Annotated in this window: 9 protein-coding genes; 7 read left to right on the top strand and 2 right to left on the bottom strand. The window is 69.4% G+C overall.

Features of this window, described 5'->3' with window-relative positions:
• The first annotated feature begins 434 nt into the window (after positions 1-434).
• Both kynU and QIT00_RS29735 read left to right on the top strand, forming a co-directional pair.
• Positions 435-1700 carry a kynureninase gene (kynU, locus tag QIT00_RS29740; RefSeq protein ID WP_282538534.1) on the top strand — a complete coding sequence of 422 codons (1266 nt, stop codon included), beginning with the start codon at positions 435-437 and terminating at the stop codon, positions 1698-1700.
• On the top strand, positions 1697-3127 hold the full coding sequence (locus QIT00_RS29735) for an amino acid permease (RefSeq protein ID WP_282538533.1): 1431 nt from the start codon (positions 1697-1699) through the stop codon (positions 3125-3127). The genes kynU and QIT00_RS29735 overlap by 4 nt, the downstream gene beginning before the upstream one ends.
• Positions 3128-3140: 13 nt before the next feature.
• Here QIT00_RS29735 and QIT00_RS29730 read toward each other — a convergent pair whose 3' ends face one another.
• Both QIT00_RS29730 and QIT00_RS29725 read right to left on the bottom strand, forming a co-directional pair.
• Complete coding sequence (locus QIT00_RS29730; RefSeq protein WP_282538532.1) at positions 3141-3998, bottom strand: PaaX family transcriptional regulator; 858 nt, start codon at positions 3996-3998, stop codon at positions 3141-3143.
• 577 nt (positions 3999-4575) lie between these two features.
• The gene (locus tag QIT00_RS29725) at positions 4576-5061 is read right to left on the bottom strand and encodes a hypothetical protein (RefSeq protein WP_282538531.1); all 486 of its coding nucleotides are present in this window, start codon (positions 5059-5061) and stop codon (positions 4576-4578) included.
• Positions 5062-5405: 344 nt separating this feature from the next.
• Here QIT00_RS29725 and QIT00_RS29720 point away from each other — a divergent pair, with 344 nt between their 5' ends.
• The 5 genes from QIT00_RS29720 to QIT00_RS29700 all read left to right on the top strand — a co-directional run bounded on the left by QIT00_RS29720 (position 5406) and on the right by QIT00_RS29700 (position 13211).
• Positions 5406-5936: a peptidase inhibitor family I36 protein gene (locus QIT00_RS29720; RefSeq protein ID WP_282538530.1), complete on the top strand. Its 531-nt coding sequence runs from the start codon at positions 5406-5408 to the stop codon at positions 5934-5936.
• Between the two features lie 20 nt (positions 5937-5956).
• The gene (locus QIT00_RS29715; protein ID WP_282538529.1) at positions 5957-7339 is read left to right on the top strand and encodes a chymotrypsin family serine protease; all 1383 of its coding nucleotides are present in this window, start codon (positions 5957-5959) and stop codon (positions 7337-7339) included.
• Between the two features lie 47 nt (positions 7340-7386).
• Positions 7387-7749, top strand: a complete 363-nt coding sequence (locus QIT00_RS29710; protein ID WP_282538528.1) for a hypothetical protein — start codon at positions 7387-7389, stop codon at positions 7747-7749.
• A 642-nt stretch (positions 7750-8391) separates the two neighbouring features.
• Positions 8392-8763, top strand: a complete 372-nt coding sequence (locus tag QIT00_RS29705; RefSeq protein ID WP_282538527.1) for a CU044_2847 family protein — start codon at positions 8392-8394, stop codon at positions 8761-8763.
• 365 nt (positions 8764-9128) lie between these two features.
• Positions 9129-13211 carry an nSTAND1 domain-containing NTPase gene (locus QIT00_RS29700; protein ID WP_408909883.1) on the top strand — a complete coding sequence of 1361 codons (4083 nt, stop codon included), beginning with the start codon at positions 9129-9131 and terminating at the stop codon, positions 13209-13211.
• Positions 13212-13402 lie beyond the last annotated feature (191 nt).

The raw sequence follows: 13402 nt of genomic DNA, 5'->3' as shown, positions 1-13402 counted from the left end.
GGTCCCCGGCACCCGTGCCTCGCCCCCGCTGCAGGGGTGTCCCAGCCGAACAGGGCTCCGAGCTGCCAGCGCACCGCGAGCAGCAGGCGCGAATCACCAGCGGATCACCAGCGGATCGCGCTGCCGTGCCCGCGTCTCGGCGAGCCCGGCGAGGGAAGTCGTCCACCTCGTCGAAGTGCTCCGGCCGCGAGTAGTGGACGTCGGCAAAGCCAACGGTCATGGCGCGTCACCAGGGGAGGGGCGGGCAGATGTCTGCTCCACCCCCTGGCTGCGGCCGGCAGTCCTCCAGCCAAAAAATCGAGTCTTGCAACATGATGACGGTCGTCTAATAATCGACCGGACGCCGTGGTCGGTCGTGTTCGTCGATCGCGCTCTGTGTCTGACTTCGCGCGCCCCTCGGGCCGCCGGACGAACCATCCCTGAAAGGCCCCACCGTGACCGACCCCGTGACCTCATCCGTGCGCCCCCTGGACGGCTGGGCGCGACGTGCGCAGGAGCTGGACGCCGCAGACCCGCTGCGCGCCTTCCGTGACCGCTTCCTCACCCCGGACGGGAGTGATGTGATCGCCTACCTCGACGGCAACTCGCTGGGCCGGCCGCTCGCCGCCACCGCCGAGCGGATGGAGCGCTTCGTCTCCGAGGAGTGGGCGGGCCGCCTGATCCGGGGCTGGACCGATGACTGGCTGGACTGGCCCGAGGCCGTGGGCGACCGGGTCGCCGCCGCGGCCCTCGGAGCTGCCGCAGGTCAGACGGTCGTCGCGGATTCGACCACGGTCATGCTCTACAAGCTGGCGCGCGCGGCACTAGACCTCACGCCCGGCCGCCACGAGATCGTCCTCGACACGGACAACTTCCCCACCGACCGCTACGTCCTCGAAGGCGTCGCCGCCGAGCGCGGACTGCGGCTGCGCTGGATCGAGTCGGACCCGGCAAGCGGCGTCACGGACGAGCAGGTCGCCGCCGAGGTCGGCCCGGACACCGCGCTCGTCGCGCTCAGCCACGTCGCCTACCGTTCCGGCCACCTGGCCGACGGCGCCGCGATCACCCGGACCGTGCACGCTGCGGGCGCCCCGATCCTGTGGGACCTGTGCCACTCCGCGGGCTCGGTGCCCGTCCAACTGGACGCCTGGGAGGCCGACTTCGCCGTCGGCTGCACGTACAAGTACCTCAACGGCGGCCCCGGCGCCCCCGCCTTCGGATACATCGCCCGACGGCACCAGGACAGCACGCAGCAGCCGGTGTGGGGCTGGATGGGCCGCAAGGACGCCTTCGAGATGGAGCAGGGCTACGTCCCGGCGCCGGGTGTGCGCTCCGCGCTGAGCGGAACCCCGCCGATCCTCGCGATGGTGCCGCTGCTTTCCAGCCTGGACACGCTGGAGGAGGCGGGCATCGAGGCGGTCCGCGTCAAGTCACTCCAACTGACCGAGTTCGCCCGGGAGTTGGCGGACGCCTGGCTCACCGAGCACGGCGTCCGCGTAGCCTCACCGCTCGACCCGGAGCAGCGCGGCGGCCACATCACCCTGTGCCGGGCCGACTTCCGCGAACTGACCGCGGAGCTGTGGAAGCGCGGCGTCGTCCCGGACTTCCGCGCCCCGGACGGCATCCGCATCGGACTCGCTCCGCTGAGCACCTCGTACGACGAGGTCTACCGCGGCATGGCCGTCCTCGCGGAGCTCGTGCGCGCCGGGGACGTCCGGTGACGGCCCGGACCGGGCCCGCCGCCCGGCCCACCACGGCGCACGCGACCGGCCCCGCCGAGCCGGAGCTGAAGCGAAGCCTCACCCACCGCCAGATCACGATGATCGGTCTCGGCTCCGCACTCGGCACCGGCCTGTTCCTCGGCTCCGGCTCGGCCATCGCCACCGCCGGACCCGCCGTCATCGTGTCGTACGCGCTCGGCGCCACCCTCGTCGGCATCATCGGCATGGTCCTCGGCGAACTGACGATCGCCCACCCCGAGCGCGGCTCCTTCGGCTCGGTGGCCCGCCGCTACCTCGGGCCGTGGGCGGGCTTCCTCGCCCGCTGGCTCTACTGGTTCGCCGCCGTGGTCGCGGTCGGCGGCGAGGTCGTGGCCGCCGCCCTGTACCTGCAGTTCTGGTGGCCGCAGCTCCCGACGACCGTCGGCATCGTCCTGGTCGCCGGCATCGTGCTCGGCGTGAATCTGGTGAGCGTGAAGTCGTTCGGCGTCGCCGAGTTCTGGTTCTCCACGATCAAGGTGACCGCGCTGCTCGTGTTCATCGTGTGCGGCGTCCTCCTCGTCTTCTTCGGCCTGCCGGGCACGCCCGCCGCCGGGCTCGGCAACATGACCGGCGACGGCGGGTTCTTCCCCGAGGGCTCGGGCGCGGTGTGGGTGGCCATGGCCGTGGTGATGTTCGCCTTCGCCGGTTTCGAGACCACGTTCATCTCGGCGGCCGAGACCTCCGACCCGGGCCGGTCCATCCGTACGGCCATGCGCTCCCTGGTGTGGCGGCTCGGACTCTTCTACGTCGTGTCGATCTCGCTGGTGATCGCGCTGATCCCCTGGCGGGACAGCGCCACCGCCGACGGGAGCGTGCAGGCCAGCCCCTTCGTCCGGGTCTTCGCGGACATCGGGGTCCCCGCCGCGGCCTCACTCACCAACGCCGTCGTCCTGCTGGCCGCGGTGTCCGCCGCCAACGCCAATCTGTACGGCGCCAGCCGCCTGCTGCACTCGCTGGGCCACGAGGGTCTGGCGCCGCGGGCGCTCGGCAAGCTCAACGGGCGGGGCGTGCCGGTCAACGCGCTGCTCGGCTCGGCCTGCGGCATCGCCGTTGCCGCAGGCCTCGCCGTGTACGGAGTGCACGGAGTCTTCGACTCCATGGTCTCCATCGCGATCTTCGCGATCCTCCTGGTGTGGCTGCTGATCCTCGCCTCGTACCTGCGCTTCCGGCGCGGCCAGGACCCGACGGCGTTGCAGGAACGCGGGGGCCGGACTCCGGGCGGGCGGATCACCGCCTGGGCCGGTGTCGCCGGCGTCCTCGCGGTGGTGGCCACGGCCGCCGTCGTACCGTCGATGCTCGACGCCGCGCTCGTCGGCGGCGGCTTCACGCTGCTGCTCTCAGCCGTGTACCTGCTCGGCATCCGGCGACGTACGGCCGGAACCGCCTGATCAGGGTGACCGCTCAGCGGGACCGGACCCGCGCCACATGGCGCCGGGCCGGTCCCGCGAGCCGTGCGTGCAGCTCGTCGAAGACCTCAGAGGCCTCGGTCCCGCTCCACTTCACCGGCAGCAACTCCCGTGCGACGCCCGGGTCGAGATACACCAGGCGGCGCCAGTCGGTGAGCACCCGCACATGAGCCGCGAAGGCCTCAGCGTCGGACAGCGTCTCGCCCCGCTCCAGACGTTCGACGACCGGGCGGTGGGTGGCCAGGAACCGTACGTACAGCGCCTGCAGGCTCTCGGTGTCCCACCAGGTCCGCACCTTGTCCGCGAGGTCGGGGGCCACCGAGAGGTAGTCGGACCGGAAGATATCCGTGTACGAACGCAGGTGGAGCCGGGCCAGCATGGCCTCGACCTCGTCGTGCACGTGCCCCGGCGCGATCCACACCCCGGAGGACACCGACCCGAAACCGAGCCGGGTCAACTCGGTGCGCAGGGTGTGCCGTTTGGCCCGATCCGACTCCGGGACGGAGAAGACGACGAGGACCCAGCCCTCGTCGAGTGTGGCGCGACGGGCCTGGAAGATGCGCTCCCGGCCGTTGCGCAGCATCGCCTCCGCGCCCTCCGACAGGCAGTAACCGGCGGCCCGCCCACGGGACTTGGACTCCAGCATGCCACCGCGCTTGAGCCGCGAGACGGCCGAGCGCACGGCCGCCTCGTCGATCCCCAGGTCGCCGATGAGATGGACGAGGGAGGCCACGGACATCCAGTTGCCGCTGGCCCCTCCGTACAGCCCGTAGATCGTCACGATCGACTGCCTCGGCGGCACGTTCCCCGCCGGTCCCCAGTCCTCGCCCTCGCTGTCCCTCACCCTCGCCACGTCCCCCATCCTAGGCCACCATTTCACATGCTGGACGACCGTCATGGCGGCGGCATCCCGCCGTGACCTGCCGTGCCTGCCGTGCCTGCCGTGCCTGCCGCGACCTGACGTGGCCGCGGACTCCATGCCGCCAACCTGTCGCTCTGCTCACCACGGCCGCACACCGAGGTGGTCGCCAACGCGCTGCAGGGTGACACGTCCGGCGCCGACCCACGGGTGGTCGGCGGCCGTCGAACTTCGGCTCGTACCACCAGCCCTCACCGACCGGCAGCTTGGTGACGGCGCGGGCCAGGGAGACGTGAACAGGGCGCTCCACCAAGCCATCGTCCGCCGCGTTCGTGTGGCGACCGGGGCGCTAGGCCAGCCACCGGCGTGGTGACGTGCGCCACAGGGACTGTGGTATGGAGGTCGTGGTCCGTTTGCGTTCTGAAACGGATTTGCCGGGTCCGTTTGATCATTTGCCGGGCCAGGGGCCATGGCGTGACGGTGCGTAGGAGTGTGGAGCCTCACGGATTTTCATGGCCAAGGAGACCCTCCCGTTGCGTGGTGGTCGTCAGCTGCGCCGGAACTCGCGATTTCAGGCGTTGGCCTGGACCGTCTTCCCGCAACGGTCGCCGTCCGAGCCGTTGTCCCGGCAGGCGAGGATCTGGACCTTGCGGCCCTCCTTCAAGTCGAAGTTCTTCCACCGGTCGTCGATGTTGCCCTCGTTCGGCCCTGAGTCGTAGTTGTGCCACTTGGACCATTCACCGTTGTAGCACCAGCGAATACTCCCGATCGTGCGATTGCCGTCAGACAGGGAATCCCGGATTCGGAGCTTGTCGCCGTACTCGTACCAGGTCGCCATCCCGGGGTGCGGAGGGTTCTGGGCATAGGCAGTCCAGTCATCGCCGTTGTTGACGTTGCCGACGAAACAGTCCATGCGTCCGCTCTGCGCCTCGGCCTGAATCTTCGCCTCAGGCAGCGTCAACGTGCCGGTATCGGCGGAAGCGGACGGCACGGCGAAGACGAGAGAGCCGGTAGCGACGAGGAAGGTGGCGGCTCGTCTGATATGCGGAATCCGCACAGTGATCCTCCCAATTGCTAGTGGTCATGACCACGGCAACCTACGGACCAACTGGGTGGCTTCGATACGTGTTTCGGGCAGCACCGAAAGACACCGGCAGCACGTCACGACTGCCGCCCCTCAATGCGTCCGCCGGCAACCCCGGGTCCTCACCCACCACGGCCCCGCACGCCGAAGCCCACAAGGCAAACCGGGTCAAGTGCCGTGGCGTCCTCGATGGATATCGGTGAGGCCGTCACACGGAGCTTTGGTGTTTCGGGCAGAGCCGAAACCTCTGACGAGAGCACTGAGATCGCCCTAGGGTCCCGCCCTGTCATGCACTTAGCAACTGATGGAGGGGTGTGATGACACGCAACAAACGACTGGCGGGAGCACTGTTCCTTCTGGGGGTCCTGACTCTCACCGGCTTCACCGCCCATGCCGCCAACGGGGACACCACCGACACCAGTACCGGTGACCCTGCCGGTGCGAAGCGCGTTCAGGCCGCCGAACCGTACAAGGTGATCGTCGGAAGCGGGGACCGCTCGGACTGTCCCGATGGCTACCTGTGTCTGTGGACCAGACCCGACTACAAGGACCTCGGGGTCGCCATCTACGGCAGTGAGCGGAACTGGGAGTTCAATATGCCGCAACAGATGAGGGACATCATCATCGGCAACCACGACTCCGTCTACAACAACGGCTACGGCGAAGCCACGACGAGCAAGGACGCGGTGCGTCTCTTCCGGGGCAACTACTACTCCGACGGCTGGCTCACACTCTGCCGCCTCGACGGCATCCGCAACTTGGCCGGCGGCCGCACCGACACCGAACCGGGCCGCGGTTTCACCGACGCCTTCCATTCGAACGAGTGGTTCGACCCCAAGTACTGCTGAATCCAAGAGGGAGGTGAACCATGCGTAAGACCACCAAGACCATATTCCGCGCCGCCGCGGCGGTCGGCGCTCTGGCCGTGATCCCCGCCGCCACCTCGTACGCCAACACCGCCCCGACCAACCCCAGTGCCGACGCGGTCACGGTTCCCGGACCGTGGCGCGGACCGGTCGGCTACCTGACCGAGCAGTACGACCTCACCACACGTGAGGCCGTCCAGCGGATGGAGATGCAGGAAGACGCCCTCAAGCTCAACGACAAGCTCCGCACCGGCCAGTCCGACACGTACGCCGGCATGCGGCTCGACATGGACAGCGGCGTCGTCCACGTCCGCTCCACCCGGCCCGCCGAGGCCCGCGCCGCCGCTGATGCTCTGCCCTTCGGAATACTGAAATTCCTGAAAGCCGACAAGGCCGCCAAGCCCGTCCCGAAGGTACCCACGACCAAGGTCGCTGCCGACGAACAGGGTCAGGCGAAGGCTCCAGCGGTCGAGCAGGACTTCTGCGGGCCACTGAACTGCCAGACGCCTTTGCGGTCCGGGGTGCGCCTGGACGGAGAACGCGACTCGGACGCGGACTACAAGTGGGGCGGCTGCACTCTCGGCTACGTGGTGCAGATGCCCGGCGGCCCGGACCAGAAGTACCTCCTGACGGCCGGTCACTGCTTCTACGACAGCAGTGACCCCGCCGGCAACCACAACCGCAAGGACGAGAGGACCTGGCACAACGGCATCGAGGTCGGCCAGGAAGGCACCGGCGATGGAAGCTACGGTCACTCCGCGCACGGCAACCACTCGGGCGACGACCCCCACGGCTCGCACAACGAGTACACGTGGCAGACGCCGGACTACGCGATGATCCCCGTCCAGAACCAGGACTTCTGGTTCGGGCAGACCACCGATCGCAGGCCCGGGCTCCTGGCCGCCTACGGAGACTGCGACAACAAGACCCAAGAAGGCTACGACTGCCAGATCGACGACGTCCTGGCGATCACTGACACGGAGAACCTCCCGCCCGCGGGTACCACGGTCTGCCAGCAAGGGACCGCCGAAGAGGGCAAGACTGGCACCCATGCCGAGGGCGGCTGGAGGCCCGGACAACGCTGCGGCGAGGTCATCGCCAACCGGGACGAGACCATGAACGGCAAGCTGGTGATCACGAACTTCTGCACCGCCCCCGGCGACAGCGGCGGCCCGCTCTACATCGCGCACAAGGACGACACTGCGTCCGCCATCGGCATTCTCACCGATGGAAGCCCCAATCTTTCCGGCTACGAGAACTGTGCCGAAACCGACGACGGCCCGAGTGCTGCAAAGGGGAAGAAGGCCTCCTGGTACTGGACCGTCGACCACATCCTCCTCGACGAGCTCGCGCACGGAAACCAATTCCGCCTCTACACGCGCTGACGCTACGAGACAGGCAGAACCACCAGCGAAGAAAAGGGAGTTAGATCTTGAAGAGGAAAACACTGACGGCCGCCGCTGCTGGCCTGCTGACCCTCGGTATGGCCACGGTTGCTCAGGCAGACAACACCGGCACCACGGCCCGGCTCGGAGTCCAGGGCAAGTCGAGCTGCCCCGACGGGTACGTGTGCGTGTGGAACAACAGAGATGTGTTCTCGGCGAACGGTATCTCCATCTTCAACAACGGAACGCGCCATCCGGGCGGAGACCATATCCGCTACAAGTACACCTACCGGCCTGACGGAAAAGAAGTATGGGGTTGCTTGCATTATCCCAAGGACACCCCGAACAGCAAGAAGTCATATGCATCGGGAGTGGTCCTGAACTATGCGGTGTGGGGCGGCGAATGCTGACCTGAAGCACCTTCCGCTCACTGGTCGGCGCGGGTGTGGGCGGGGCGCTGAGGTACGGCGCGAGGTGCTGCCCATCCTGTGCGAACGCTGCGGCGCCACCGACTGCGAGGACTGCCGCACCACCACCGGCCGGATCTCCGAACAGGCGCACAAGGACCGTCAGCGCGAGGCGGAAGCAGGCGTCGACGCTCGACTCGGATACCTCGGAGGCAATCCCGTGCAGGTCGACGCCGGAGTAGGCCGGCCAGCCTCATCCCGAACATGCCGAAGGCCCCGTTCCCAAATTTGGGAACGGGCCTCTTTCGGCTACGACGGGTGGATCAGGTCATCGCAGGCCGCGGCCCGCACCGAACTTCACTCCCGGGGAGGGGGCCCGGGCACCGCAGTCCATGCCGTCGCCGATGTCAACTCGCGGGATTCCGCGAAGGGTTGGGGGCCGGCGTCCTGAACTCGAAAGGCGCCGTCCGGGCAACTGAGCAGCTCGATTTGCGCCGTGGGGCGACGAGATCGGGCCACTTTGGCCACTCCGGTGCGGAACCTTGTGCAGTCGTACGCCTTCCTGGGCGGCGAGTTGGAGAATCCTGGACAGATCGGCTCGGGGGTGCCGGGCGGGGCGTGTGACGGGACGGGACCGGGGGACAGATGAAGCACGTGGTGGAGCTGCCGGTCGACGGCAGGGACGGGCAGCGGGGGACGGTTCAGGTCCAGGTCGAGCAGGTCGGGGACGGCCTGGCCGACGTGTCGCGCCCGGGCCGGCTCGCGGAGCGCGCCACGCGTTCGCTCGGGGACATGCTCGGCAGCGTCCGACCGGTGGCCGAGAACTTCCTCGACGGGTTCGCCGACATGGAGCGGGCGCCGGACGAGATCGGCCTCGAGTTCGGGTTGTCGTTGACGGCGCAGGCCGACGTGGTGGTGTCGAGCACCGCGGCGGCGGCCAACTTCAAGGTCACGCTCACCTGGAGGAGCCCTGCGACGGAGGGCGCGGGTCCTGAGCCGTCCGGCGGGACCGCGTGAGCTTGCCGGGCGCGGCCGCTGGGGTCGGCGGAGCCGCTTACCCGGGCAAGGCCGTTCTGCGGATCTTCGGTTCCCCGCCGGGAGCGACCGATGGCACGGGGCCGTACGGCGTGGGCTTTCTCCTGGACGACCGCCATGCGATCACCTGCGCCCACGTCGTCACCGCGGCCCTCGGCCTCGACGGCAGGGAGCCGCCGGAGGGCGTGCGCCTGTACGTGGACCTTCCCCTGCTGCCCGCGAACGGCGACCGCGCGGCGACGACCCCGGCGCCCGCAACCGCATCCGCAACCGCGCCCGCATCCGTACCCGCATCCACATCCACATCCGCATCCGCATCCGCATCCGCATCCGCATCCGCATCCGCAATGGCTACGGCCACGGCCACGGCAACCACCGCGGCGAGCGTCCTGCTGTGGGGGCCCGCCCGAACCCCGGACGGCGACGGCCCGGACATCGCGGTGCTGCGACTGGACAACCCGGTGCCCGGCGGGGCGGCGGCCCAGGTGGTCGACGTCGAGCCGGAGGAATTGCGCGGGCACGCCGCCCAGATCGTCGGCTTCCCCCAGGGCCGCGGGCAGGGCGTCTGGCACGAAGGCGTACTGCGCGGGCCGCAGGCCGACGGGCAGATCCAGGTCGACCGGGTCGGGGCCGGCTACCGCGTCGCCCGTGGATTCAGCGGCAGCCCCGTATGGTCGCGGGACATCGGTGCCGTCGTCGGAATGACCGTCAAGGCCGAACTCGGCGAACCGGCGGCCGCGTTCATAATTCCGATCGCCCAACTCGTCGCTGCCTGGCCTCCATTGGGGGAACTGGCCCGCCCGGCATCCCCGTTCCGCAGCCTCGCCCCGTTCGAAGAGGCGCACACCGCCGCGTTCTTCGGCCGCGAGGACGACAGCGCCAGGATCGCGCGGGTCGTGGGCGGGCAGCGGTGGACGACCCTGGTCGGCCCCTCGGGCTGCGGCAAGTCCTCCCTCGCGATGGCGGGAGTCGTGCCGCTGCGCCGCGCCGACCGGGACACGGTGGCGGTCCTCCGTCCCGCTCACCACGCGGGCGCTCTGAGGGGCCTCGCCTCCGTACTCCTTGACCTGCTGGAGCCCGACGCCGGCGAGGCGGAGAAGTTCGCGCGCATCTCCGCCGTGGCGGACGAGATCACCGCCCACGGGATGCGCGAGGTCGTCGCCCGGGTCCTGCGCGTGCAGCGCGCCACGCGACTCCTGATCGTCGTCGACCAGTTCGAGGAACTCCTCGACGAGGAGCACTTCACCCCCGACGACATCGGCGCCCTGGCCGACGCCATCGGCCCGAAGGCGCCGCCCACCGTTTCCGTCCTCGCCGTCCTGCGCACCGACTTCCTCGGCCCCGTACTCGCCCACCCACTCCTCGGCCTGCTCGCGAAGGCACGGATCGAGGCCGTCGAGCCGCTGCGCCCCGAGCAGCTGCGGGACGTCGTCACCAGACCCGTCGACGCCGTCCCGGCCGTCTCGTACGAGGACCATCTCGTCGACCGCATCCTGGCCGACGTCGGGGACGCGTCAGGTGTCCTGCCCCTGCTCAGCTTCACCCTCGCCCAACTCTGGGACGCCCAGCGCGGCGGGCGCCTCACCCATGACGCATACGCCGCCCTCGGCGGAGTCACCGGCGCCCTCGGCAGACACGCCAACCGGGTCTGGGAGCAGCACTTCGGCGAGGAGAACGGCGGGGGGAGCGACAGCGGCGAGGCCAGGGCCGTGAGTCACGACGAGCAGCACGCCGAACGCCTCCTCACCCGGCTCGTGCGTACCCCCGTCGGCACGGACACCCCGGTCCGCCGCACCGTCGCCCGGTCCGAGCTGGGCGACCACGAGTGGCGGATCGCCCAGCGGCTGGCCGGCGCCCGCCTTCTGGTCATCAACTCGGGTCAGGAAACGACGGGTTCACCAACGGCCGACGCGGCGGACGGTCAGCCTCCGGCCGCCGCCGGGACCGTCGAGCTGGCCCACGAGGCGCTCATTTCCAGCTGGGACAGGCTGAGTTCACGGGTGAGGGACGAGCGCGTGTTCCTGGACTGGCGCGAGAACCTCCAGCTGGACCTGGACCGCTGGAACAAGGGCGGGCGTACCAAGGACCTCCTGCCGACCGCCACGGCCCTCGACGCCGCCACCCGCTGGCTCCCGCGACGAAGCGACGAACTCGCCGCAGAACAACGGGAGTTCGTGCGGCAGGGGCGAGCCCATCGGCGCTTCCTCACGCGTCGGCGTCGTACTGTCATGGCCCTGTTCGGCGTGCTGCTCCTCGCTGTCAGCGTTGCCGCCGGAGTCGCGTTCGACCAGCGGCGGACCGTGGTCGAACAGCGCGACCGCGCCACGTCCGCGCAGGTCGCGGGCCTGGCCGAGTCGGTGGGCCGCACCAACCCGCGGCTCGCCCGACGCCTTGCTGTGTCGGCCGCCCGCCTCGGCGACACCCCTGAGGCCTGGTCGGCGCTCCTCGCCGTGCGCAGCCAGCCCGAACAACAGGCGGTGAGACTCCCCGAGTTCGACGTGACGACCTCCGCCCTGGACGACACGGGCCGCATCCTGGTCGCCGGAGGCAACACACACGTCGGCACCTGGGATGTGAAGACCGGCAAGCGACTCGGCACGTACCGGACCGCCGAGCGCGTACGCAACGTACGGATGTCCGGCGACGGCTCCACGGTGGCCGTGAGTACGGACGACGAGACCACCGTCGTGCTGGAGACCCGGGGCTTGGAGCGGCGAGGCAGCCCGTACCCGACCGGCGCCGCGGTCTTCTCCCTCAGCCCGAAGGGCACGTTCCTGGCGTCGTCCGTGAAGGTGGACGAGGAGTACGTCGCCACGGTGTGGAACACCCGCACGGGCAAGGCCCTTGTCGAACGCACCAGCAGCGCGCCGATCGACAAGGCGTTCTCCTCCGACGAGAGGCGGCTGTCCCTGACGACGTCCGACGACGCCCGGGACACGGTCGTCTGGGTGGACCTCCGCACCGGGAAGAACCTGCGCGTCCCGGACTTCGAGATCAAGCCGGAGCATTTTCCCGGGGCCATGGTGTTCAGCCCCGACGGGGACCGTACGGCCGTACTGACCGAGCGAGGGCTGCGCGTGGGCGAGCTGCTCGGCGGTGGCGACGTCGACGTCTACGACTTCACGGGGGTGCCGAAGAACAACGCGGACCAGGACGTCTACGGCGATGACGTCCGCTTCAGCCACGACGGGAAGTTCGTCGCCCTCGGCTTCACGCTCTGGGACGCGTCGTTCTCCCAGGGAGACGAGCCCGTCTTCACCTACCCCACCGCCACCAGCCAGTGCAATCCAGGCACGTTCCGGTTCTCGGCGGACGACTCCGAGCTGCGGTGCGTGGGCAACGACGGGACGTTCCGTTCCATCGACGTCTCGCGCGTCACCTCGTCCGGCGACCAGCCCTTGGGCGAGGGAGAGACGGCGGTGCCGAGCGCGGACGGTTCGACCCTCGCCGTCCTCGGCAACGGCGACGGCAGGGTGGAGATCTGGTCGACGGCCCCGCTGGCCAAACGCCGGGAGTTCAAGCTCCCGCAAGCCCCGGCCCATGTGCTGCTCAGCCCGAACGGCAGGTTGCTCGCCGTCCGGCACAGCCTGAAGCGGGTGCGGATCTGGGACACGGTCAAAGGGACCAGGCTCGGCACCCTGCCCGGCAGCCTGGGCGGCATCACGACGACGGTCGCGATCTCGCCGGACGGACGTACGTACGTCACGTACGACCCGGAGGGGAGCGCGGGCTCGAAGGGGTATGTACACGCACTGAGGTTCTACGACCTGAGAACCATGAAGCTGATCAAGAAGCGGTCCTTCGTGCTCAGGACGTCACTGGTGGACTTCACCACCAAGATGGCCTTCCGGCCGGACGGCAAGGCCGTGACGGTCAGTCCGCTCCTCGGCACGGTCGCGGTCCCGTCGGGCAAGGTCCTCGTGCCCGGCACTCAGCGGCTGCACCTCGACGGCTACAGCCCTGACGGCACGACCGCCTACACCAACCCGACCAACGTGCAGGGCGTCCTGTCCTTCCTGGACCCGCGGACCCTGCGACCCGAGGGGGAGCCGCTCGAAGTCGGCGTGGTCCCCTCCCTCGAAGACGTACCCGTCCACTCCCCGGACGGACGCCTGGTGGCGGTCAAGCGCGAGGGCGCGGAGGCAGCGGACCAGGTGCTGGCGGAGGCCGACGAAGTCAGGCTCTGGGACGTACGCACCCGCCGCCAGATCGGCCCCGTCCTCGCCGACCCGAGGGGGAGCGTCAGTCCGATCACCTTCACCGCGGACGGCTCCACCCTCATCGCAGCGGACAGCCAGGGCGACTTCCGCTCCTACCCGGTCTCCCGCTCACGCCTCACGCGCGAACTGTGCGCCATGTCGGACGGCGGCCTGACCGAGCGGGAGTGGGAGGAACACATTCCGGACGTGCCGTACCGCGAGACGTGCTGAAGGTGCCCAAGTTTGTTCGGTTCAGGTGACGGACCGTCTGCGGCGGAGGAAGCGGGCGAACGCCTTCTTCCAGGCGCACGGCATCACCGTCCAACGGGGTCCTGACCGACAACGGCGCCTGCTACAAGTCCAAGCTCTTCAAGGACAGAGCCAAAGTGCGCTGGTTTCCTCGGCCCAGATGCGCGGGCGGA

The sequence above is a fragment of the Streptomyces luteolus genome (assembly GCF_029968015.1).
GTDB lineage: Bacteria > Actinomycetota > Actinomycetes > Streptomycetales > Streptomycetaceae > Streptomyces > Streptomyces luteolus.
The sequence above is the reverse complement of the archived record's forward strand: the minus strand, read 5'-3'. Positions and strand labels throughout refer to the sequence as shown.

Bases quoted from the DNA above. Each gene is read 5' to 3' on its own strand.
- QIT00_RS29720 (WP_282538530.1), top strand. From the start codon at position 5,406: ATGACACGCAACAAACGACTGGCGGGAGCACTGTTCCTTCTGGGGGTC.
- QIT00_RS29715 (WP_282538529.1), top strand. From the start codon at position 5,957: ATGCGTAAGACCACCAAGACCATATTCCGCGCCGCCGCGGCGGTCGGC.
- QIT00_RS29705 (WP_282538527.1), top strand. From the start codon at position 8,392: ATGAAGCACGTGGTGGAGCTGCCGGTCGACGGCAGGGACGGGCAGCGG.
- QIT00_RS29700 (WP_408909883.1), top strand. From the start codon at position 9,129: ATGGCTACGGCCACGGCCACGGCAACCACCGCGGCGAGCGTCCTGCTG.